General features: G+C 48.4%; 21 protein-coding genes and 2 tRNA genes. 5 read left to right on the top strand and 18 right to left on the bottom strand.

Annotated features, from left to right (window positions below; genetic code table 11):
• Positions 1–15: 15 nt before the first annotated feature.
• The 3 genes from NX720_RS21560 to NX720_RS21550 all read left to right on the top strand — a co-directional run bounded on the left by NX720_RS21560 (position 16) and on the right by NX720_RS21550 (position 2,326).
• Positions 16–546 carry a DUF6155 family protein gene (locus NX720_RS21560; protein ID WP_262597403.1) on the top strand — a complete coding sequence of 177 codons (531 nt, stop codon included), beginning with the start codon at positions 16–18 and terminating at the stop codon, positions 544–546.
• Positions 547–556: 10 nt separating this feature from the next.
• Complete coding sequence (locus NX720_RS21555; protein ID WP_262597402.1) at positions 557–1,762, top strand: plasmid pRiA4b ORF-3 family protein; 1,206 nt, start codon at positions 557–559, stop codon at positions 1,760–1,762.
• A 222-nt stretch (positions 1,763–1,984) separates the two neighbouring features.
• Positions 1,985–2,326 carry a type I restriction-modification system subunit M N-terminal domain-containing protein gene (locus NX720_RS21550; RefSeq protein ID WP_262597400.1) on the top strand — a complete coding sequence of 114 codons (342 nt, stop codon included), beginning with the start codon at positions 1,985–1,987 and terminating at the stop codon, positions 2,324–2,326.
• On the opposite strand, the gene NX720_RS21545 is transcribed toward NX720_RS21550, so the two are convergent.
• The 11 genes from NX720_RS21545 to gspE all read right to left on the bottom strand — a co-directional run bounded on the left by NX720_RS21545 (position 2,327) and on the right by gspE (position 10,478).
• Positions 2,327–2,403 (bottom strand) — tRNA-Asp (locus tag NX720_RS21545).
• Positions 2,404–2,441: 38 nt separating this feature from the next.
• Positions 2,442–2,517: transfer RNA gene (locus NX720_RS21540), tRNA-Val, on the bottom strand.
• 68 nt (positions 2,518–2,585) lie between these two features.
• Positions 2,586–3,104 (bottom strand): type II secretion system protein M, encoded by a 519-nt coding sequence (locus NX720_RS21535; protein ID WP_262597399.1) that lies wholly within the window; start codon positions 3,102–3,104, stop codon positions 2,586–2,588.
• Between the two features lie 3 nt (positions 3,105–3,107).
• Positions 3,108–4,514 (bottom strand): type II secretion system protein GspL, encoded by a 1,407-nt coding sequence (gene gspL, locus NX720_RS21530; RefSeq protein ID WP_262597398.1) that lies wholly within the window; start codon positions 4,512–4,514, stop codon positions 3,108–3,110.
• A 9-nt stretch (positions 4,515–4,523) separates the two neighbouring features.
• A complete protein-coding gene (gene gspK, locus NX720_RS21525; protein ID WP_262597397.1) occupies positions 4,524–5,516 on the bottom strand; it encodes a type II secretion system minor pseudopilin GspK in 993 nt (330 codons plus the stop codon).
• Positions 5,500–6,264: a type II secretion system minor pseudopilin GspJ gene (gspJ, locus tag NX720_RS21520; RefSeq protein WP_262597396.1), complete on the bottom strand. Its 765-nt coding sequence runs from the start codon at positions 6,262–6,264 to the stop codon at positions 5,500–5,502. The genes gspK and gspJ overlap by 17 nt, the downstream gene beginning before the upstream one ends.
• Positions 6,261–6,674 (bottom strand): type II secretion system minor pseudopilin GspI, encoded by a 414-nt coding sequence (gene gspI / locus NX720_RS21515; protein WP_262597394.1) that lies wholly within the window; start codon positions 6,672–6,674, stop codon positions 6,261–6,263. Before gspI ends, gspJ begins: the two co-directional genes overlap by 4 nt.
• Positions 6,643–7,146, bottom strand: coding sequence for a prepilin-type N-terminal cleavage/methylation domain-containing protein (locus NX720_RS21510; RefSeq protein ID WP_262597392.1), 504 nt, complete (start codon positions 7,144–7,146; stop codon positions 6,643–6,645). Before NX720_RS21510 ends, gspI begins: the two co-directional genes overlap by 32 nt.
• Positions 7,143–7,616: a type II secretion system major pseudopilin GspG gene (gene gspG, locus NX720_RS21505; protein WP_262597390.1), complete on the bottom strand. Its 474-nt coding sequence runs from the start codon at positions 7,614–7,616 to the stop codon at positions 7,143–7,145. The genes NX720_RS21510 and gspG overlap by 4 nt, the downstream gene beginning before the upstream one ends.
• 82 nt (positions 7,617–7,698) lie before the next feature.
• Positions 7,699–8,919 (bottom strand): type II secretion system inner membrane protein GspF, encoded by a 1,221-nt coding sequence (gene gspF / locus NX720_RS21500; protein WP_262597387.1) that lies wholly within the window; start codon positions 8,917–8,919, stop codon positions 7,699–7,701.
• Between the two features lie 29 nt (positions 8,920–8,948).
• Positions 8,949–10,478: a type II secretion system ATPase GspE gene (gspE, locus tag NX720_RS21495; RefSeq protein WP_318654064.1), complete on the bottom strand. Its 1,530-nt coding sequence runs from the start codon at positions 10,476–10,478 to the stop codon at positions 8,949–8,951.
• 288 nt (positions 10,479–10,766) lie between these two features.
• On the opposite strand from gspE, the gene NX720_RS21490 reads away from it, so the two are divergent.
• Both NX720_RS21490 and gspD read left to right on the top strand, forming a co-directional pair.
• Complete coding sequence (locus NX720_RS21490) at positions 10,767–11,417, top strand: type II secretion system protein N (RefSeq protein ID WP_262597385.1); 651 nt, start codon at positions 10,767–10,769, stop codon at positions 11,415–11,417.
• Between the two features lie 186 nt (positions 11,418–11,603).
• Positions 11,604–13,574 carry a type II secretion system secretin GspD gene (gspD, locus tag NX720_RS21485; RefSeq protein ID WP_262597383.1) on the top strand — a complete coding sequence of 657 codons (1,971 nt, stop codon included), beginning with the start codon at positions 11,604–11,606 and terminating at the stop codon, positions 13,572–13,574.
• A gap of 37 nt (positions 13,575–13,611) precedes the next feature.
• Here gspD and NX720_RS21480 read toward each other — a convergent pair whose 3' ends face one another.
• From NX720_RS21480 to NX720_RS21450, 7 genes are all read right to left on the bottom strand, one after another.
• Positions 13,612–14,487 (bottom strand): prenyltransferase, encoded by an 876-nt coding sequence (locus tag NX720_RS21480; protein WP_262597381.1) that lies wholly within the window; start codon positions 14,485–14,487, stop codon positions 13,612–13,614.
• A gap of 249 nt (positions 14,488–14,736) precedes the next feature.
• Positions 14,737–15,609 carry a succinate--CoA ligase subunit alpha gene (sucD, locus tag NX720_RS21475; RefSeq protein ID WP_262597380.1) on the bottom strand — a complete coding sequence of 291 codons (873 nt, stop codon included), beginning with the start codon at positions 15,607–15,609 and terminating at the stop codon, positions 14,737–14,739.
• A complete protein-coding gene (gene sucC / locus NX720_RS21470; RefSeq protein WP_262597378.1) occupies positions 15,609–16,775 on the bottom strand; it encodes an ADP-forming succinate--CoA ligase subunit beta in 1,167 nt (388 codons plus the stop codon). Before sucC ends, sucD begins: the two co-directional genes overlap by 1 nt.
• 209 nt (positions 16,776–16,984) lie before the next feature.
• Complete coding sequence (gene lpdA, locus NX720_RS21465) at positions 16,985–18,424, bottom strand: dihydrolipoyl dehydrogenase (RefSeq protein WP_262601627.1); 1,440 nt, start codon at positions 18,422–18,424, stop codon at positions 16,985–16,987.
• 85 nt (positions 18,425–18,509) lie between these two features.
• On the bottom strand, positions 18,510–19,748 hold the full coding sequence (odhB, locus tag NX720_RS21460) for a 2-oxoglutarate dehydrogenase complex dihydrolipoyllysine-residue succinyltransferase (RefSeq protein ID WP_262597376.1): 1,239 nt from the start codon (positions 19,746–19,748) through the stop codon (positions 18,510–18,512).
• 63 nt (positions 19,749–19,811) lie between these two features.
• On the bottom strand, positions 19,812–22,643 hold the full coding sequence (locus tag NX720_RS21455) for a 2-oxoglutarate dehydrogenase E1 component (RefSeq protein WP_262597374.1): 2,832 nt from the start codon (positions 22,641–22,643) through the stop codon (positions 19,812–19,814).
• A 248-nt stretch (positions 22,644–22,891) separates the two neighbouring features.
• Positions 22,892–23,596: a succinate dehydrogenase iron-sulfur subunit gene (locus NX720_RS21450; protein WP_262597372.1), complete on the bottom strand. Its 705-nt coding sequence runs from the start codon at positions 23,594–23,596 to the stop codon at positions 22,892–22,894.
• Positions 23,597–23,598: the final 2 nt, after the last annotated feature.

Genomic DNA, 23,598 nt, shown 5'->3' with positions numbered 1-23,598 from the left:
AGGTAAATCGAAATCATGTCCAGAAAACCCAACCTGACTGAACTGAAAAAACAGTTGAGAAAAAAGACCCAAAACGAACTGGTTGAGGAAATTGCCCACCTTTATAAACGATTTAGCAATGTAAAAGAGTTCTACCAGGCTTCTTTCTTTGATGACGATTCTGCCGTGCTGGAAAAGTACAAAAAAATCGTCAGGGATGAATACATCCCTTCTGGACGGCGACAGTTCCCGCGCATGCGGGCATCTGTCGCCAAAAAAGCCATTTCAGATTACAAAAAAGTCTCCAGTTCCAGTACAGGCCTTGCCGATATCATGCTAACTTTTGTTGAATCAGGAGTCTGGTGCACCAGAGAGTATGGCGATATTGACGAGCCGTTTTACAGCAGCATGGAAAGTATGTATGAAACGGCTGTCAAGTTCATTAAAAAAGAGGGGTTAGTCCAAATATTCGATGACCGGCTATGTGACCTATTAGACAAGACCTCGAAAATGGGCTGGGGGTTCCATGACACCCTGTCAGAAACCTATGAAACCTATCTGGGCTAACTGAAGTAAAATGAAACTCATCAACCTCTCAAGCGATTCACTGAAAATCATTCAGTCTCAAGCCTTCACAGACTCGGAGCCGGGCTCTGTAGTCAAAGATTTCAATCGTTTTCTGAACCGGCTCATCGAAAAGCCGGTTCCACTGAGTAAAGGCAAACGGCAGCCTGTCCAGAAATGGACTGCACTTCTGGATGAAGAATTAACCAATCCCGACAAGCCTGAACTCAAGCGACCTCTGACCATCCATTACCCATCAACATTAGGTTTGTACCTACTGGTTCGCGCATCCGGACTTGGGCGGTTTATTGTAGCGGGAGCCAACAAATTTCAGCTCATCATCCACGAAAATATGCTAGCTCAGTGGCAACAGCTAACAACCGTTGAACAATACTTCAGCCTGCTGGACGCGTGGCTAACAAGAGGAGTCTCAGACATTATCGGTGAGAAACTGTCAGGGCGCAGCCACTGCATACTAGGCTGCAGTGGCACTAATTTTCTCAGAACGTCAGACTTTACTGAGGAGCCCATTTCAGAAGCAACTCTTGAAGTACTGCCTCACAGCCTGGGGGCTTACAACGTTGCACTGCTGAATCTTTTTGGTCTCGCCAATATCCGATGGCAAGAAAACAATCAGCTCGGTCACCTTCAATTTACTCCTCTGGGTGTCACCCTGTTTAATGCCTTCCAGAAATCCATTGACCTGCACGGGCTTTTCCTGCCCTCTGGTTGTAAGGACATACTCTATGAAATTGGCGGTATGCAGAAAGTAGTTCGACAATGGCGAAATGACATTAAACAGCTTCTGCTTCCAATTGAGCAAAAACTAAAAGACAGCTATATCATTGATGTATCAATGCCCGCCTACAAATGTCGAAGAACCCTCATGGTACCTCTGGGCACAAGTTTTGAAAAACTGGCAAAATCAGTTCTGAGCGCTTTTTCATTCGGCTATCAGCACCTGTATCATTTTGTCTATGAAGACTGTTACGGTGATATATACAAGGTTGCCGACCCGCATCTGAAACCCCGTTACAATGATTACGCTGACGACACCAGCCTGAAAGACCTTCAACCTGCTCCAGGAGATCAGCTCCGCTTTCTTTACGATCTCAACGATCCCTGGGAATTTATTCTGGACATAAAAGACGGCCTTGATGAACAAGCAGACACCATCACCGTAATCAACCGCAAGGGAGAAGCACCCAGAGAAGTTTAATTCCTCATCGAGTTTATCCTAAGCCTGCCTGTAAATTCGTCAACTGGCGGTTAGACTTCAGCGTTCCGACCGCCATACCAAAGAAATAGAAAGCATACTATCAGTTACTGTTTAGTCACACGAAACGCTTTCTCCAATCTAAAAGAACAGCTTAGAGATCATAGAGCATAGCCGTCTAATTCTATAAAATACCCGCATCTTGTAAGCCAGGTTACCGCTTCTATGACCAACCTCACCCTCGACCAACTGGAGCATCACCTCTGGATGGCGGCCCATATCATCACCGGTCCCATTGATGCTTTAGACTACAAAACCTATATCTTCCCTATCCTGTTCTTTAAACGGATCAGCGATGTTTTTGATGAAGAGCTGCTAGCAACCATCGAGGAGTTTGATGACGAAGCGCTCGCTCGCACCAAGAGAGAAAAACAGAGAAAAAACAGGGGGGGTAAAACCTGGTGGGGAGTAGTGTTTGGAAAACAGGAAAATACTCAAAAAGCCCCGAAACACAGGCCTATAGACGACAAAAACCCGAAGCCTTATGACTTCGGGTTTCAGCAATAATGGCGGACCGGACGGGACTCGAACCCGCGACCTCCGGCGTGACAGGCCGGCATTCTAACCAGCTGAACTACCGGTCCGCATGCTAGCTTCTAGTTTCAAGACACTAGTTTCTAGATGGTGGGTGATGACGGGATCGAACCGCCGACCCTCTGCTTGTAAGGCAGATGCTCTCCCAGCTGAGCTAATCACCCTGTCAGCGGATTCGCATTTTACGGATTGAGTGAAAGGAGTCAACAATTTTTTTATCGTGACAATAAAGTCAGTTAGACAGGTGGAGATAAATTTTCACCCGTCCTTCTTCTTTACCTTTATCCAGCCTGACCTGCTGAACTGTCAGATTAAACTTGGTATTGAGTACAACCAGCCAGCTGAGAAATTTCTGGTACGCCGCATCTTCAATCCAAACCCCCAGCCCTTTCCTGTCCGGCTGTACGCGACTTAGGGTAACACCTGCCTGCTTTGCAGTACCGGAAACAATAGATGAAATCTCTCGTTGTCCACCAGCCGTTTTCTGTTTTCGTTGTTGATCTTTGGCGGATTGGTAATTGTCATTCATCCATTGCAGAACAACCTGCTGTCTTTCATAATCCTCTTTCTGACTGCTATTCCAGCTACTTAACGGTTCCCAGATGAACAAATAAAGCAGTGCAGCTGCCAAAAACGCCGACAGCCACTGCAAAGCCTGTCGATCCCTTGATGACAGAAGCTCATATCGAGCCTGTAATTGCTGCCACAAAGGGTTTTCCTGCATTTCAGCCATTAACTTTTGCATTCCCATAAATCACCTGCTGATGGTCATTCTTGCGTTAACACCGCTTTTTTCCTGATTAGCACTATCCAACTTTGCCATCAGTCCCGCTGATTTGGTCGCAGCAAGCAGCTTGTCGACAGATTCAAGGCTTTCTGCTCTTAGCTCCAGTACAAGGTTGCCCGTTGTATCGTTAAAGTCCATGCTGACGGGCTTGATTTTAGCTTCAGGTAAAGAAGCAGACACAGCGGATACCTTTTGCAGCAAAGGCAGGAATGGCTTGCCGCCAGGCTGACTACCTGATGTTTTCAGTCGGCTTTCCATTCGACTTTTAACATTGATAGATCGATGTTCACTCTCCATAGCATCCCTGACCTGCTGATCCTGAGGAAAAACTTCAAGGTACAGGGCTGCGCTTTGATCCCAGAACTGGCCTGCCTGATGTTGCAAAGTCATACCTTCCCCAACCATCAGTCCAATCTCCAGCATCAACCAGAGGCTGGCAACCAGTGCAATAGGTTTCCACTTACGTAAGCGTCGACTGGCACGCCTGGGACACTGATAGGCTCCCGAACGTAAGTCCACCAGCGCCGAGCGGAGGTTTTTACGCCGTGAAAAGTAGAGGCTCGCAAAATATTCAAATACAGATCCATCAACACCTTTCTCTTCAACCAGCCACCCCTGCTCCGCCAGCCAGGAGCGTACCTGCTCAATTTTGTCATCATCAAGGGAGAAAGCACCTTCTGGAAACTGTAGTTTTATACTGGTTATCGCAAGTAAGTCTGCTTCAAGATCAGGGTTCTGAACAATATCATCTTCACTGTCTGAACGGTTCAACCCCTCCAGAACAAAACGCAAAGCATCATAGTCCAGATGATTGGCACTCTGACCGGGAATCCTGACGTTAGCGGACCGACTCTCCATCAGGATCAACACCTGACCCGCTTCGGTTTCAAGGAGCTGGGTTTCAGCCAGCGCATTATCAACACTCAGCCCCTGTCCATCAATAACAGCCAGTAAAGCCTGAAACTGCTTATGGGAAAAACCAGATACGGAAACATTCTCTTTATCTGAAGACAGCTGACTGGCCAAATGCAGAGTATCGACATCTGCTGCAAGGTCCTCCTCCAGCATATAAGGTAGAGCCGTGTTCAGGTGCTTGCGTTGTCCGCTATTGATAGGCAGCTGTCTGTGAAAAGCCAGCGTCCCGGGCAGTAGCAAAGTCACCTGATCAGGAAGGTGATCTTCCTCTACCTGAGCACTCTGCCCAGTCTCAATTCCCCTGACTGCAAGATAGTCTCTTTTGATATTACCCAGTTCCGAAACATGGACATCTCCCTGAAGTTCACCATGCCCGGAAAATATTCCCCACTGAATCAGCGTACTGTCACTGATTACAGCTGAGGGTGGATGAATTCGTATTAACAGAATGCTTTTCATTGTTAGACCTCAGGATTCCTTATTGGCTGTCACCCAATAGTCGTTCGGTCCAATTTCACGTCCTGCGACTTGAACCTGTCCATCAGCATTACGAACCAGTAACGTTCTCATATAGAAAACGGTGTCACGGTACGTCGCTTTTATATAAACGTTGAAATAACTACTACTAAACTCAAATCCCGCTGCTTTTAATTCTGCGGTCTTATCTTTAAGGGCTGGCAACTTTGTCATATCTTCCAGTTTGGCAAAGCCTTCGCCGGTACGGGAATCAATAATAGTCTGCGCATCCCCTTCTGTAATTTTATCAGACAATGAGCGCAGCACTTCTGGCGATGCACTGTTGACATTAACCTTGGATTCTTTTGGCAAGGTGGTCATCAGGGGAGCCAATAACTCAAACTCTTCCTTGCCTACCCCCTGAATCAAGCGTAACTCTGACAGCGAAACCAGCGGAAAGTCCGCAGTCCTCCGGGGGGGATCAAGAACGAGATAGTGGTTATCCTCAGCTCCGGTCTCTGACGGTTCCTGTGCACTGTCTATCCAGTCTTTGATGGTGTACGTCAGCTGTGTATCAATGTCAAGGTTCTTCAGGATCCTTTCAAATTGTGATGCATACCGTTTGCCATCCAGCGCTTCGGCAGTCAACCAGTTAAGATTGAAACGGCCATTCTCATCAACAATCTGCACTTCGATGTCCCCCTGTTCAACAGGGTATCCCACGGTTTTAACATTCCAGCGTTCACCCTCGTGATCCACCTGTCGCTTCTTCTTTTTATCCTCTTCAAAATCCTGCTCCAGTAGCAAAGCAACATACTGCTCTGCGGAAAGGGCGTGATGTTTAGCCTGAATTCGCTCAAGAAACCGAGTATTTTTTTCAGTATGTAGCCAGAGGCTGGTCACCATTTGAGAAGCCATCAGAGTGATCATGGCAAATATAAGTAGTACATAGATCAGGGCTATGCCCCTTTGCTGATTCATTGAAGCCTCACTCATCATTTTCATCAGACTCCTCTTCTATTTGTAGAGCCTGGTCTTTTTTATTTTTGCTTTCAGCCTTACCTTTTTCATCGTCAAGCTTTGGATTTTTAGCTTCAGACGACTTATAAGTCAGCAACGGCAACGTCGTCGTTAATACGCCGTAATCCCTGTGCTGAAGTGTCAACTCAATCGCATGGGGCATTTGCGGGCGCTCATCCCCTACTGCTTTCCTGGCACCAGCTGCGGCGGGTTGAGTAACCGGTTGGCCCTTATCCTTTGGTGGCCATGAGGGTTGCCAACGTTTTTTTTCATCCATAAACTTTAGCCGGGCACCTGTCACACCACTCATCAGCACTTGCCGAATCATTACCGGGTCTGGCGCCCTGTCCAGCATTAGCCAGTAATACCTGACTAACTCACCCTCCTCCAGACTGTAGGCGACCCTTTGCATATTACTCCGGATTTCCTGAATCGGGTTACGCCAGCCAAACCGGGTAAACTCCAGCAGTTCTCCATTTTTTCCGGGGGCTTGCATGGCTTTTTGGCGGTCTCCGAACTCGTCTCGAATGGGTCTGGGAGCGACTTGAAACAGATCTTTCTCAATCACAATCATGGCTCTCTGCAGCCCATCAAGACGATCCAGAATGCCGTCTGTTACCTGTTGAGCCCGACTGACGGAATCAAACAATTTATAGGCTGCGGTGCTGATCATGGCAAAAATCAGTATCGCAATCATTAGCTCAATCAGTGTAAAGCCCCGGCTCTGCTTCATTTTTTCTTGAGCTTCCTGAAATACGAAGTTAATGAATACAGGGCCGTCTCATCGTCCTCTGGCTTGGCTCGGCCGACAAACACTTCTACCACCACTTTTCTGAAACCAGGAAAACTGGTGGTTCGGGTCACCTGCCGTATATACCAGTCATAACCGGCATAGGTGTCGTTTTTACCCTTGACACCTTTGTCCGGCCATACTTTTTCAGCCTGTAAGCGACTCATGTAATGATCGGCAACCTGAGCAGCCAGAACTTTTTCCTGCATATACCTTGTCTGGCGAATACTGTTACCATCCGACAGCATCAGCATGGCAGCCGCCACCGCAAAAACAGCCAGCGCTACCATCACTTCAATCAGCGTAAACCCTCTGCTGTGGTCAGCGGGTAATATTAATATCCGACAAGCCATCGGTTTGCAAAACCACCGTTTGTTTTTTGTTTTCAACGGGACTGACGGACAGCGCAAAAGGCGTAACCTGTCGGTCAGAGTAAAATACGACTGAAGGCCCTTCTTCATTGATATCCAAAGCAGGCAGGGCCACATCTGTGGTATTCAATACCAATTTTATGGAGGCGGGAGGATGATAGGGCTGAAAGGGCGTTTCATTGATAGACAACCATTCTCTACCCTCCAAAGGCAGAACCCACCAGCGATAAGAACCATTCTCGTCAATGGAAAAACCATATTCCGCATTTTCCAGTAAAGCTTTGTCCCGTATCTGTTCAAACAGCACCTGTAAACGCCCTGCCTGCTGCTGAGTAGTTTTCTGAACACTTCCTGTAACTGGACTCAGCAGAGTAATCCCCAGCAGTATTCCAATGATCAGAAGGACGACCAGCAGCTCTACCAGAGTGAAACCCTGTTGCAACTTTAATTTCACGAATCAGGATCGTCCCAGTTGGTGATATCAGCATCCAGTTCGTCACCGCCTTCTCGTCCATCAGCACCTTGCGAATAGAGATCATACTTACCATGGTTGCCCGGTTGCAGATACAGGTAAGGGTTTCCCCAAGGGTCAACCGGCATCCGCTTTAGATAGCCTTCCGGGTTCCAGTTTCTGGGCTCTGGCGCAACAGTAGGTTTCTTAACCAGAGCATCCAGCCCCTGATCAGTACTTGGGTAAAAACCATTATCAAGCCTGAACAGCTCCAGCGCCTGAGAAACCGTTTCTATATCCGAACGAGCTACCGTCACTTTGGCCTGATCAGGACGACTGAGAATTTTTGGTGCCACCATTGCCGCCAGAATTCCCAGAATGACCACGACTACCATAATCTCGATCAGCGTGAAACCAGCCTGACGAACCCCTGATCGTTTGTTATATCGTTCTTCTCGTATATGTAGTTTCATTATTCACTGACCTCATTAATGAATTCCCTGACACCGTCATTTGTTAATCGCTCCATTCTTAATCGCTCTATATGACTGACGATTAGTTCAGCAATTGGTTCATATTGAGAATAGGAAGAAGGATTGCCAATACAATCACCATCACCACCCCTCCCATCACCACCAGCATCAGGGGTTCAAACAATCCCAATAGCATAGCGATACGACCATCCAGTTCCATTTGCTGGTTTTGCGCAGTTCGATCCAACATCTCATCCAGCTCGCCGGTAGATTCCCCACTGCTGATCATATGCAGCATCAGTGGAGGAAAGTAGCCCGCACCTGATAGCGCCTTATTCAGACTGGATCCTTCACTGACTTTTTTTGCAGCATCAATGACTGCGCCCCGGATAGCCCGGTTTTCCACCACCTGCGCAGCAATCATCAATGCTTCAACCAGAGACACGCCAGAGCGAGTCAGAATACTCAATGTACTGGCAAACCTTGCCGCACTCAGGCTGCGACTGAAACGCCCCAGCACAGGCAGCCGCAGAAAAAGCTGATCCCAGGACAGCCGGACGGTTGGCCTTTTAAGTGCCTGACGAGAAATAAAAACGGTCAGGCCAATCAGGCTAAACAGCGCCAGCCAATAAGACTGAAAGCCTTCACTGGCAGCAATCAATGCGACGGTGATGCCAGGCAGATCCTGCCCTGTGTCAACAAACACTTTGACCACATCAGGTACTACATAGCCCAACAAAAAGCTGACAATACCCACCGCAGCTACCATTAAAATAACCGGGTAGAGTAATGCCTGCTGCACCTTCTGCATAGATTGCATACGAGCTTCTGTGTAGTCCGCCAGGCGATTTAACACTTTGTCCAGATAGCCTGCATGCTCCCCTGCCGCCACTGTTGCCCGATACATCTGCGGGAAAATCTGTGGGAAACCTTCAAGACTTTGAGCCAACGTATAACCTTCCAAAACCCTTGAGCGAATAGCCAGCAGGATATTCTTCAGTCGTCTTTTTTCCTGCTGTGAGGCCACCCCTTGCAGGGCTTCTTCCACCGGCATAGCGGCCTGTATCAACGTAGCCAGTTGCCTGGTGATCGTTGCCAGCTCGACTGCAGACACCCCTCGCTGAAACAACGAGGGCAGACTTCCGGCTTTATTTTTTTTCTGTTCGTCAACGGCATCTACAGACAGAGGGGTCCACTGGCGATCACGCAAAATCTGTCGAACCTGACGATTACTGTCGGCCTCAAGTGTACCCCGGTGTTGCTTTCCCTCTGGATCGAGGGCTATGTATTCAAATGCAGCCATGATCGTAGTTTATCCGCCTCCGATACGGATCAATCTTTCTGGGTTACCCGCAACACTTCTTCCAGGGTTGTAACACCCGCCAGCACCTTGCGACTGCCATCGTCACGGATACTGGGACAAGTACGACGAACATATTCGTTGATAGACTGCTCACTCTCACCGGAGTGAATCATTCTGCGCATGCTTTCATCCAGCATAACCACTTCGTAAATACCGCTGCGACCACGATAACCACTCTGATTACAGTCTTTGCAACCTGCGGCATGGTACAAAGTCACGTTATCGTCCACAGTAACCCCCAGCTCCTGACACTCAGCAGCGTCTGGAGTGTAAGGCTGTTTGCACCTGTCACACAGCACTCGCACCAGTCGCTGAGCAACGACTCCCAGTAAACTGGACGACAACAAGAATGGCTCAATTCCCATATCCTGCAAGCGAGTCAGGGCTCCGATGGCGGTATTGGTATGTAACGTCGACAACACAAGGTGACCGGTAAGGCTGGCCTGAACGGCTATTTCTGCGGTTTCGGTATCCCGTATCTCACCCACCATTACGACGTCGGGATCTTGTCGCAGTATGGCACGTAGCCCCCGGGCAAAGGTCATATCGACCTTGGTGTTTACCTGAGTCTGACCTATGCCTTCAAGGTTGTATTCAATGGGGTCTTCAACAGTGAGGATGTTTCGACACTTGTCATTTAATGTGGTCAGGCTGGCATACAGGGAGGTGGTCTTACCGGAACCGGTTGGTCCGGTTACAAGAATAATACCGTATGGGCGGCCAAGGAGTTTTGATACTTCCGTCATATCCCTTTCAGCCATGCCAAGATGTTTCAGCTCCAGTCGACCTGCAGCCTTGTCGAGAAGACGCAGCACAACCCGTTCTCCATTACTTGATGGCAGAGTAGAGACCCGCACATCCACTTCCTTACCCGCCACTTTCAGAGAAATACGTCCATCCTGTGGGATACGCTTCTCTGCAATATCCAGCCTTGCCATAACCTTGATACGGGATACCAGCAATGAAGCGAGAGTTCGCTGCAAACGCAGAATTTCTCTGAGCACACCATCAACCCTGACCCTGACCACCAGGTTGGACTCAAAGGTTTCAATGTGAACATCGGATGCACCTTCCTTGATAGCCTCCGTCAACAAAGCGTTAATAAGGCGAATAACCGGAGCATCATCGCTTTGTTCCAACAGGTCTTCTGTCACTGGTACGGCTTCAGCAAGACTGCTCAAATCCATGTCATCACCAATTCCCGCGGCATCCTGCAATGCTTCGGAACTGTCATTGTGATAGCACTGTGAAAGCGCCTCAGCCAGCTGGTCGTTACTCACATTACGATAAACAGGTGACTGACCGGCAAGGCGGACAATTTCAGCAAAAATATGGGGAGAAGGAGACACCGTAAAATAAACGACAGGCCTTTCCAGGTCCCAGACCAGCACAACACCATGACGTTTGGCAAATGAAAATGGCAGACGCAGATGGGCAGGATCACGATCTTCGCTCTCTTCTATAACGTCAGCTGCTAGAGTGTCGGTTGGGGTGGACAAGAGCTACTCCTTCTTTAAATCAATAATTATTTATAGAAAAGGTTTCTATAAAGAATGAGCATTTTTTTGAATTTTCGCTCACAATTTTATCACTAAAATCTGAATTTGAATTATTCTTGATCAGACAATAGTGAAATTGTGATGCAATATTGTCATTTTACAACTTCAAAATAGAAAATGATTTCCCATAATCAGGAAACCAGCTTTAAAAAACGGAATCCTTATGCTTTATTTAGACTATTAGACAGTCCATGACCCAAATACTTTATCCAACTATCAGAGAACATTATGAATCAAGAGGTCATGGCCACCTATTTTAAATGGGGCCAGCGCAAAAACAGAATCCTGATAACAATATTGCTTTGCATTGCCATGTTTATCAGTCTTGGAATTCAGGGTTTACAACTTTTCAAAATTTTTCAGGATACACCCGATACAGATATGGAACCAAAGTCAGAATTAACTCAGGAAGCTAAGACTTTATCGGCTAAAGACTTTGAACTGCTGTTTGGATTTAATAACCGGAATGAAGCCCGGAATAAGCCAACTGACATTCCCAAAACAAAACTTAATTTAATTCTCAGGGGCGCTCTGGCTGATGTTGGCTCAAATACTGAAGACTCCAGCGCCATCATCCAGGGCAGCAGTCAGGATAAACTCTACTCCCCTGGCGACTTGTTGCCCGGGGGAGTCACTCTGAAGGAAATCCACCCGGATCATGTCATTCTGAGTCGCAATGGACAGCTGGAAAAGCTCTTTTTCCCCGATTCTGATAAAGACTCGCGAGCCGTGCAGGAATACCGAAGCACCGCACCGGATGCTGCGGAACAGGCAATTGAACGCCCCGGTTTTACTCAACAACCGGATGACAAATCACTTGAACAGCGGATGCAGGAACTTAGAGACAAGTTACAGCAGGCTAATCAAGGGATTCAATAAAAAAATTACAACTTATTCAATGGTTAAGTGATGAAAATGAAAGAGTGCTACACAGCTAATTTTGCACCCAAATCGCTTCTTGCGTGTTTGCTGTTATTTTCATTGCAGGGAAGCCTGAATGCCGCTCCGGTATCAACTGAAACAAATGTACAAATTTCAGACCGCACATCGGCTAAAACGCCATTAATGCGTCAGACACCTAAAGCAGGAGTCAATTCAACCTCCGATGCTTCATCAAAAAAGTCATCAGAAAAAAAATGGAGCCTGAATCAACAAAATGCTGACATTCGCGAGTTCATCGCGCAAATTGCCAAAATAACCGGTGAAACGTTTGTTATTGACCCTCGAATAAAAGGCGGCAATACCGTCTCAGTGATTTCATCTAAACCACTCAGCGGTGATGAAGTATACGATGTGTTTCTGGAAGTGCTCTCAGCCAATGGCTATGCCGCCATTCCCAAAGGCAACATCATCAATATTGTCCCTAGCACAACTGCAAAAACCAGCAGCCCGAATCAGGGAACCCAGAAACCACGTGATGCAGTCATGACCACAAGGGTCATTGAACTGCATAGCGTTTCCTCCATCGAGCTGATACCTATTATCAGGCCGCTTATTGCTCAATACGGTCATGCTGCCGCTTCTGCTTCCAGCAATGCCGTTATCGTCAGCGATCTTGCCGATAACGTTGAGCGTATTGCCAAGCTGGTTAGAGAACTGGATGAAGCGGGCAATAATGATTATGAGGTGATTCAGCTGAAACACGCCTGGGTTGGTGATATTGCCAAAATTATTCAGGACACCCTGACCACCGCCAAAGGCCAGCTGCCCAGCGGACTACAGGTCATTGCTGATGAACGCAGCAACCGCCTGGTGATCAAAGGCAATTCCAGCAAGCGAATCCGGGTTCGAAAGCTGGTTGAAACCCTCGATAAAGAAGGCATACGAAAATCCACCACCAAGGTGATGTTCCTGAGTTATGCCGACTCAAAAAACCTGGCTGAAATCCTCTCTGAAGCATCTGGCACTATTCAAGACAGTCAGGAAAAAAAAGGCAAACCAGCCGCTGTCACAGCTCCACAGTCAGCCTCTGCCATATCAAAAATTCAGCCGAAAGGACAACCCGGTAAAAGCGGTAAGAGCAAAGCCCAGAATGTTTTTGTAAAAGCGGATGAAACCCAGAATGCATTGATACTGATTGCTGATCCAGAGACCCTGACAGAGATGGAACACATTGTCCGACAGCTGGATGTGCCAAGGGCTCAGGTTTTGCTTGAAGGCGCTATTGTTGAAGTGTCCGGTGATATCGGTGATGCCCTGGGGGTTCAGTGGGGTATTGATGGGACCAAAACCATATCTTCAAGGGGAGAAAAAGGCGACGCCAACATTAGTTCTGTCATTGGCAGTCCTTTGGAGAATAACGCAAAAAATATTCCAATCGGGACACTCGCACTCAGAGGCGGAAACTTTGGTGTGCTCGTCACTGCATTGAGCAAAAAAGCCAATAGCAACATACTCTCTACCCCAAGCATGCTGACGCTTGATAATGAAGAAGCAGAATTTCAGGTTGGCAAAAATGTACCAATAAAAACTGGCTCTTATCAAACTGGCAGTCAGGGTTCATCCAGCAACCCATTTACTACCACAGAACGTAAAGATATTGGTGTCAAACTAAAAATAACGCCTCATATCAATGAAGGTAACAGCATTAGGCTTGAGTTAGAGCAAGAAATATCAACTCTTGACCAAACCGTTGTCATAGAAGGCGATTTTGTATTTAACACCCGAACCCTTAAAACAACAGTATTGGTTGATGACAGTCAGACTATCGTGATTGGTGGTTTGATTGAAGATGAATCAGGAGCCAGTAGGTCAAAAGTACCTTTGCTCGGTGATATTCCTCTACTAGGGCAACTCTTCCGGAGTACAAATGTAACGAATAAAAAGCGAAACCTGATGCTCTTTATTCGCCCAACCATTATGCGAAACTCTGAAACTCTAGCGAAAGCGACACAGGATCGTTTCTCTAAACTTAAGATTCTGCAAAGCGCACCGGGAAAACCTAACACCCTGCCGAACAACCTGGATTCACTCTTTGAAGCTGAAGCCTTTGATCTTCGAAAACAGGATCGGACTCCCTGGCAATCAAAGGACTAAAAAATACCATTTAAAAAGGGCTGGTTTCAGCCCTTTTTTACATCACACTGAAAATGTAAGTCAGCCCAAAAACTACAAAATACCGACCCGTCAATGGCGGCAAGCGCGCTAAATGAACATCCCCTGCTTCACACATCAGCAATCGAAGCGGTTGCCAGACAAAAACCAAAGAAAACAGTAAAAATAAAGGATTTTCTATCGCGCCAATAATAAACAGATAAAAACTCAATGGGTAAGTTAATAAAAGGCACAGCGTATACAGCGCTTTAGAGTTATTAAAGCCAACCTTTACAGTCAGAGTACCAATTTTGTGCGCTTTATCATCAAGATAATCTCTCAGCTCATTAGCCAACAGTAAAGCCGATGCTAACAGACTAACGGGCAGAGAAGTCAATACAACCTGATTACTCCACTCCCCGGACACCGCATAATAAGAGCCACTGACCATAAGAACCCCTGTCAGCAGGAAAACCGCTGGAACTCCCAGACCTCGACTCTTGTAATGAATGGGCCCACCCGTATAAAAATAACCGGCAATAATACCTGAAACCCCAAAAGCCAGCAGCTGCCAGCCAACATCTATAACCAGATAAACGCCCATCAAAGAGGCAGTCAGGGTAAGCACACCTGCTATCAGAAAGTTAAACCGAATACGGCGAACTGCCAGTTCTGCCATACTGCCCGTACGATTTTTCCACAAAGCCAGGTCTGCATGATCATTGGCCAGATTACTGGCAGCCTGCAACAGCACACCAGCCAGAATGACCAGAACCCCTCTCAGGGAGTCACCATGATCATGGACAAACGACAAGGTTACGCCAAGGCCACAGGTAATTAACGCAACAGAATAAGAGAATGGTCGCAGCGCTCGAATAAAACGGTATTTATCTGGATTCAGGTAAGGCGTACCCACAGGCTAATCCCTGACAGCTATGAAATGAATAAAGACTGGTATCTCGCGGGCCATTGCAAATGGTGAACATCAGTCGTGCGCTACTAGAACACAACACCAGACAGGTTGCAACGGCAAACCCAGAGCCTGCAATGGCTCACTCTTTAAGGGCTGGCAGAAGAAAACCCCGACCTAAGCAAGTCGGGGGTATTGTTATTGACAAGATGATTGACAGGGCAATGGAATTTATAGGGAAGAGTGGTCGAAGAATTACCAGCCTGTTACATCTTTAAGTGCTTCACCAATATCAGCAAGGCTTCTAACGGTTCGGACACCAGCTGCTTCAAGCGCTGCAAATTTTTCATCAGCAGTTCCCTTACCGCCAGAGATGATAGCGCCTGCATGCCCCATTCGCTTACCCGGAGGGGCAGTAACTCCTGCAATATAAGAAACCACCGGCTTAGTCACATGATCCTTGATAAAGGCCGCCGCTTCTTCTTCAGCAGTGCCGCCAATCTCACCTATCATGACAATGGCTTCTGTCTGAGTGTCTTTCTCGAACTTCTCCAGAATATCAATAAAGTTAGATCCGGGAATCGGATCGCCACCGATGCCAACACAGGTAGACTGCCCAAAACCATAGTCAGTTGTCTGCTTAACCGCTTCATAGGTCAGCGTACCTGAACGAGAAACGATACCGACTTTGCCTGGCTTGTGAATATGACCCGGCATAATACCAATCTTGCACTCTCCCGGAGTAATAACCCCGGGGCAGTTAGGCCCAACCAACTGAACCCCAAGTTCATCACAACGAACCTTACACTCCAGCATATCCAATGTTGGAATACCTTCCGTGATACAGACAATCAAACGAATACCTGAATTTGCTGCCTCAAGGATAGAGTCCTTACAGAAAGGAGCAGGTACATAAATCACTGATGCCTCAGCTCCGGTGCTATTCACTGCCTCAGCCACGGTATTAAATACGGGCAGGTCAAGATGAGTCTGTCCCCCCTTACCGGGGGTGACACCACCCACCATTTTTGTGCCGTAAGCAATGGCCTGTTCAGAATGGAAGGTACCCTGAGAGCCCGTAAATCCCTGGCAGATAACTTTTGTGTCTTTATTAATCAGGATGCTCATTACTTACCCTCCGCTGCTGTAACAACCTGCTGAGCAGCCTCTGTTAAACTGGTTGCCGCAATAATGTCCAGACCACTGTCAGCCAGCTTCTGCGCGCCCAGCCCGGCATTGTTACCCTCTAGCCGAACCACCACGGGCACATCAACACCGACTTCCTTAACCGCACCAATAATGCCATCCGCAATCAGATCGCAGCGAACGATGCCACCAAAAATGTTGACCAGAACCGCTTTTACACTATCGTCTGAAAGAATAATCTTGAACGCTTCACTGACTCGTTCCTTAGTCGCACCACCACCAACATCAAGGAAGTTTGCCGGAGCGCCACCATGCAGCTTAACAATATCCATGGTGCCCATGGCCAGCCCTGCACCATTGACCATGCAACCAATATTGCCTTCCAGGGCAACATAGTTTAATTCCCACTGGGCAGCATGGGCTTCTCTGGGGTCTTCCTGAGAAGGGTCATGAAAGGTTTTCAGCTTGGGCTGCCGATACATGGCATTACCGTCAATCACCACTTTCGCATCAAGACAGTGAAGATTACCTTCGGATGTAATCACCAGCGGATTAATTTCGAGCAGTGCCAGGTCGTTTTCCTGGAATAACCGGGCCAGTCCGAGAAAGATTTTGGTGAACTGCTTAACCTGATCACCTTTAAGACCAAGTTTGAAAGCTAACTCACGCCCCTGGTAAGGCTGCGCACCAGCCAGCGGATCAATAACCGCCTTGAGAATTTTTTCAGGAGTTTCAGCGGCTACCTTCTCAATTTCAACGCCACCCTCAGTGGAGGCCATAAAAACAATACGACGGCTGGAACGATCAACCACTGCACCCAGGTACAGTTCCTGATCAATATCGGTACAGCTTTCTACCAGAATTCTACTGACCGGCTGACCGTTTTCATCGGTCTGGTAGGTGACAAGATTCTTACCCAGCCACTGTTCTGCAAATGCCCGGATTTCATCCCGGCTACTTACCAGCTTTACGCCGCCCGCTTTGCCACGACCGCCGGCATGAACCTGAGCTTTGACAACCCACTTGTCGCCACCAATTATGTCTGCTGCAGCCACAGCCTCTTTCGGCGTGTCGGCGGCGATACCCTTAGATACAGGCAGCCCATACTCAGCAAACAGTTGCTTACCTTGATATTCGTGGAGATTCATACTGACACTACCATTGTTGTTGTTAAAATTATTGTTATTAGAACAGCCATGATTAGAAATGCAGTACCTGCCTGAAAATAGGCAGGCCCTGCATTATCCCGTTTGTCACTTCGTTCTTTCTAGCCTGCACAACACGCCAAAGTCAATGGAGCTATGCACCAGGAGCCAGTCAGACTGAAAAAAGCAACTCCAGTATTTATATCAAATGATCAACGTCGCTTGCGGTTAGCAATATGAATGGCATGACCATCCACAGCCAGTACCGCTTCATGCAAAGCTTCGCTTAACGTCGGGTGAGAGAAAATGGTCAAAGCCAGGTCTTCGCTGCTGGCAGCGAACTCCATTGCAATAACGCCCTGCTGAACCAGCTCTGCCGCACTGGGGCCAACCACGTGAACACCCAAAATACGGTCTGTCACTTTATCAGCGATCACTTTCACCATTCCGTCTTTTTCATTAGCCGCCAAAGCTCTGCCACTGGCAGCAAATGGGAAAGTTCCGACTTTGTATTCACTACCTTCCGCTTTGACTTCTTCCTCAGTCTTTCCAACCCAGGCAATTTCGGGATGAGTATAAATAACTGACGGAATCAGATCATAGTTCATCTGAGCTTTCTGGCCAGCAATGATTTCGGCAACCATCACGCCTTCCTCACTGCCTTTATGGGCAAGCATTGGCCCCCGGACGACATCGCCGACAGCATAGACACCAGGTACATCGGTTGCACAGTGGTCATCGACAAAAATAAAACCGCGTTCATCCAGATTGACGCCACTGCCGGGAGCCAGCAGAGCCTCAGTGTAAGGACGACGACCTACAGCGACAATGAGCTTATCGAAAACGATTGAAGTTTCATTGCCCTCACTGTCAACATAAGTGACATGAACCTCCTTACCCCTGATTTCAGAACCCGTCACCCGAGCGCCAAGACGAATATCCAGCCCTTGCTTTTTGTAGATTTTCATGGACTCTTTAGCAATCTGCTGATCCGCAGCAGCCAGAAACTGATCCAGAGCCTCAAGAACCACAACCTCAGACCCCAGACGCCCCCAGACACTACCCAGTTCCAGACCAATCACACCCGCACCAATAACACCAAGGCGCTTTGGTACTTCGCTGAATTCAAGCGCACCGGTTGAATCAACAATCAGATCGTTATCAACCGGAGCCGGTGGTATGTCGATCGGGCGAGAGCCAGTTGCAATCACCACATTAGCGGTTTCGATAATTTCTACACTGCCATCTCCTTTGGTCAACTCCACCTGTTTCGCAGCCAGAACCTTACCCGCGCCCTCCAGCAGGGTCACCCCGTTAGCCTTGAACAGACCACCGACACCAGTGGTCAGGGTCTTAACGATTTTGTCTTTACGGGCAAGCATTTTCGGCACATCTATCTCAACCCCTTCATGCTTGATGCCATGAAGGGCAAAGTCTTTCTGTGCCTCAACGAACTTGTGTGAACTGTCCAGCAGCGCCTTGGAAGGTATACACCCAACATTAAGGCAGGTGCCCCCCAGTAATGTTTTCCCCTTGTCGTCTGACCACTTCTCAATACAAGCGGTTTTTAATCCCAGTTGAGCGGCGCGAATAGCACAAACATAACCCGCTGGCCCTGCTCCAATAACGACGACGTCGAACTGATTTGCCATAATTTCTATTCCAAGCAAATGAATGTGGTGACTGCCGAAACAGTCATCCACTCACTGTTCTACAACTTATAATTCCAGCTAAAACTTATAATTCCAGCAGTATCCGTGCAGGATCTTCGAGTAATTCCTTGATAGTCACAAGGAAGGTAACAGCCTCTTTGCCATCCAGCAAACGATGGTCGTAGGATAGCGCCAGATACATCATAGGCAGAATTTCCACTTGCCCATTAACAGCCATCGGGCGCTCCTGAATTTTGTGCATGCCAAGAATAGCTGACTGGGGTGGGTTCAGAATCGGGGTGGAGAGTAGCGAACCAAAAACACCACCATTAGACAGAGTGAAAGTCCCCCCCGTCATATCTTCAATACCCAGCTTGCCTGCCTGAGCTTTCTGCCCGTACTCACGGATTTTTGCTTCGATATCAGCCAGACTCATGGCTTCAGCATCACGCAGAATCGGAACAACCAGCCCCCGGTCACTGGATACCGCCACACCAACATCCTGATAGCCATGATAAACAATATCATTACCATCAATCGAAGCGTTCACAGCCGGGAAGCGCTTAAGTGCTTCAGTACAGGCTTTTACAAAGAACGACATAAAGCCGAGCCGAACTCCGTGGCGTTTTTCAAACTGATCCTTGTAACGACTCCGCAACTCCATAACCGGCTTCATATTGACCTCGTTGAACGTGGTCAGCATCGCTGCGGTTTGCTGAGCGCCTACCAGTCGCTGAGCCACCTTGGCTCGAAGCCTTGTCATGGGCACCCGTTTTTCCACACGGTCACCGGCAAACACCGGAGAAGTGGCTTCTACCTCAGGGGTAGCACTCTCCACCTTAGGGACAGTAGCAACAGCCGCAGGACTGGCAACCGGACTCTGTTCTGCATGACGCATCACATCTTCCTTGGTGACTCTTCCCCCCCTACCCGTTCCGGCAATATCGGTCGGATTAAAGCCTTTTTCATCCGCCATTTTGCGCGCAGCAGGACTAAGGACAGGTTCCTGCACAGCAGTGGTCACTGAGACAGCTTCAGGTTCTGCAACCGTCTCTTTGGTTGTTTCATTGATTGTTTCAGCGACTGCACCCGCTTCAAACCGCGCAATCAGTTCTTCTCCAAGAACCACATCGCCTTCATTTTTTATAATTTCTGTTAATGCTCCATCCGCCGGGGCAACAACTTCCAGAACCACTTTATCGGTCTCGATATCAACCAGAAGTTCATCCCGGCTACAGGCTTCTCCTGGCTTTTTATGCCAGGTCGCTACAACACCATCTGCGACGGACTCGGGAAAGGTAGGGGCTTTTATTTCAATGGCCATAATGATCCCTTGGAGTATTTGACCTGCCTGCGTCTTTCAATTTGAACGACGCAAGACGAATATTTATACCGTAAACGCGTCATTTACCAGTTTTTGCTGCTCTTCTACATGCTTGGACATATAGCCGCATGCAGGTGCCGCAGAAGCATCTCGCCCTGCATATTTAAGCGTTAAACGATCACTGAGTCGGGCAACAGAACGACGCATGTGGTGCTGACTACAATACCAGGCTCCCTGGTTCATAGGTTCCTCCTGACACCAGACAACATGCTCAAGGTTTGGATACTGGATGATTAACTCATCCAGATCGTCCTGCGGGAATGGATAAAGCTGCTCAATACGCACGACGATGGTATCATTAATCTCATCATTACGTCGTTTGTCGATTAGATCGTAATAAACCTTGCCACTGCAAAGGATCAACCGGCGCACATCAGAATGTTTATGCACTTCCACTTCAGGGATAACAGTCTGGAACCCACCTTCTGCCAGATCTTCCAGCGTTGAAATGGCCTGTTTGTGTCTTAGCAGGCTCTTGGGAGTAAAAGCAATCAAAGGTTTGCGCAGCGGCCTTAACATCTGACGTCGCAGCATGTGGAACACTTGTGCAGGAGTGGTCGGTACACACACCTGAATATTATGCTCGGCACACAATTGCAGATATCGCTCCAGCCGGGCAGATGAGTGCTCCGGCCCCTGCCCTTCATACCCATGGGGCAACAACATAGTCAGACCGCACAGACGCCCCCACTTGTGTTCACCACTGGTAATAAACTGATCGATCACCACCTGACAACCGTTGGCAAAATCACCAAACTGGGCTTCCCAGACCACCAGCGCCCCCGGCGTGGTGGTGGCATAGCCATACTCAAAAGCCAGAACGGCTTCTTCAGACAGCAGTGAATCCCATATCTGGAACGGAGGCTGGTCTTCACTCAGCCTGGCCAGAGGGACCAGTGCGCTGCCGTCTTTCTGGTTATGATGCACAGCATGACGATGGGAGAATGTTCCACGTCCAACATCCTGACCAGTGATGCGAACAGGGTGCCCTTCTTTCAACAAAGAGGCATAAGCCAGCACTTCCGCGCAGCCCCAGTTAATAGGCAACGCCCCGGCGGCCATTTTACGACGGTCGTCGATAATTTTGCTGACCTGACGCTGCAACACAAAGCCTTCAGGAATTTCGCACAGTTGCTGGCCCAGCTCCTGCAGGTTGCCCAGTGCTACCCTGGTATCATGGCGTGCGGTCCATTCGTGTCCAAGATAAGGGGTCCAGTCAACAAACAGTTCCTTGTTAGGTTCTTTAACCAGCGCCTTGGCAACATGCTCACCGTTGTCCAGTGCAGCGCGATAGCTATTAACCAGCTCCTTATCAGCTTCAGCAGTGATGACTCCCTGCCCAGCCAGAGCTTCAGCGTAAAAGTCTCTAGTCGTGGTATGGCTTTTAATCGTCTGGTACATCATTGGCTGAGTTGAGGAGGGTTCATCCGCCTCGTTATGCCCGCGGCGACGATAGCAGACCATATCAATGACCACGTCCCGCTTGAACTCCATACGGTAATCCAGCGCCAGTTTAGTCACAAACTGAACCGCTTCCGGATCATCACCGTTCACGTGAAGAATTGGCGCACCTACCATTTTGGCGACATCGGTACAGTACTCGGTAGAACGGGCATCTTCCCGACGACTGGTGGTAAAGCCAACCTGGTTGTTAATAATGATATGGACTGTACCACCGGTACTGTATGCACGGGTCTGGGACATCTGCAGGGTTTCCATCACCACACCCTGTCCGGCAAACGCTGCATCACCGTGAATGGAAACGGGAATCACCTGACCCCGAACATCATCGTGACGCCGGTCCTGTCGAGCCCGTACTGAACCTTCGACCACCGGCGCGACAATTTCCAGATGCGAAGGGTTAAAAGCCAGCGCCAGATGCACCTCGCCACCCGGCGTCATAACATTAGACGAAAAACCCTGATGATACTTCACATCACCAGAGCCACTGTCGGCCATTTTCTTGCCTTCAAACTCATCAAACAGTTCAGAAGGATTTTTGCCAAGGATATTCACCAGAACATTCAGACGACCACGGTGCGCCATGCCAATAACGATTTCCTTGGCTCCGTAGGTGCCCGCCCTCTGAATCATTTCATCCAGCATAGGGATCAACGCTTCACCACCTTCAAGGCCGAAACGTTTAGTACCGGGGTAACGGGTGCCAAGATATTTTTCCAATCCTTCTGCAGCCGTCAGACGTTCAAGCAGATGCAGCTGGGCTTCTCTGCCTACTTCAGGCCGCGCTCTGACACTCTCCATACGGCTTTGGAACCAGCGGCGCTCTTCCGTGTTGACAATATGCATGTACTCAACACCCACCGCACCACAATAGGTAGCATCCAGCGCCGCAGTGATTTCCTGCAACGTTGCCCGTTCTTTGCCAATAAAAATGGTGCTGGTCTGAAACTCGATTTCCAGATCAGCCTGAGAAAGGCCGTGATATTCAAGGGTCAGATCCGGGAACTTTTCCCTTTTCAATATACCCAATGGATCAATACGCGCCTGTTGATGTCCACGAATTCGGTAGGCACTGATCAGGCGCAGAACCTGAATCTGTTTTCGTTCATGATCACTGGATACTGTGCTGGCAGCTATTGGGCGAGTTGTCTGATGCTGCCGGGCCATCAGGATGAAATTTTCCTGAATGGTTGAATGTGGCACATCCGGGCTTCCACCATTTACCTGTGGAAGCTTTTCAAAATAGTCACGCCACTCTTGTGAGACACCGTTTGGGTCTCGCAGGTAAAGCTCGTACAACTCCTCGACGTATGCAGCATTTCCCCCGGCAATATGAGACGTCGCCCACATTTGCTGCATCACACCTTCTTGCATGGTCTGCACCCCGTATATCTGGGGCAAAAACTTACTTAACCAACACTATGCTGGCCGCCCCTGCTGGTAAAACTTACCGGCCGTTCACAAAAAACTGGTCACACAACCGGCAGGTATCCAAGAGTAAACTAGAGGCAGAGCTATGTATATAACCAGCTCCACCTTCGAATAATCCCGCTCTATTGTAGATACAAATTGCAATAAAAAAATACAATTTCTACCTGAATTCACTAACAGCGAAACCGCCTTCAAGTGGCGTTGTTAAAAAGCATCTGTCGGATATGTCCTATGGCTTTTGTCGGATTCAGCCCTTTGGGGCAAACACTGACACAGTTCATAATACCCCGACACCGGAATACACTGAACGGGTCATCCAGTTCAGCCAGACGTTCCTGAGTAGCGGTATCACGACTGTCTGCCAGAAAGCGGTAGGCCTGCAACAAACCAGAAGGCCCCACAAACTTGTCAGGATTCCACCAGAAGGACGGGCAGGCTGTTGAACAGCAGGCACAGAGTATGCATTCATACAGTCCGTCAAGCTTTTCCCGATCTTCCGGCGACTGCAAACGTTCAATCGCAGGGGGCGGCTGATCATTAATCAGATAGGGTCTGATCTTTTCATACTGCTTGTAGAACTGTCCCATATCGACCACCAGGTCACGTATAACAGGCAGTCCCGGCAACGGGCGCAGAACCAGACGTTTTCCTCTGGTGGCTTCAGACAGAGGTGTGATGCACGCCAGGCCATTCGTTCCGCTGATACTTAAGCCATCGGAACCACACACCCCTTCCCGACAGGAGCGCCGGTAAGCCAGAGTCGGATCCTGCTCTTTCAGAAGGTTAAGGACATCAAGCACCATCAGGTCTTTGCCTTCCGGAATCTCTATCTGATAATCCTGCATAAAAGGCCTGACATCCGTTTCCGGATTATAGCGATAGACACTTACTAACATAA

The organism is Endozoicomonas euniceicola (assembly GCF_025562755.1).
Lineage (GTDB): Bacteria > Pseudomonadota > Gammaproteobacteria > Pseudomonadales > Endozoicomonadaceae > Endozoicomonas_A > Endozoicomonas_A euniceicola.
This window is presented reverse-complemented; position numbering and strand designations above follow the sequence as displayed.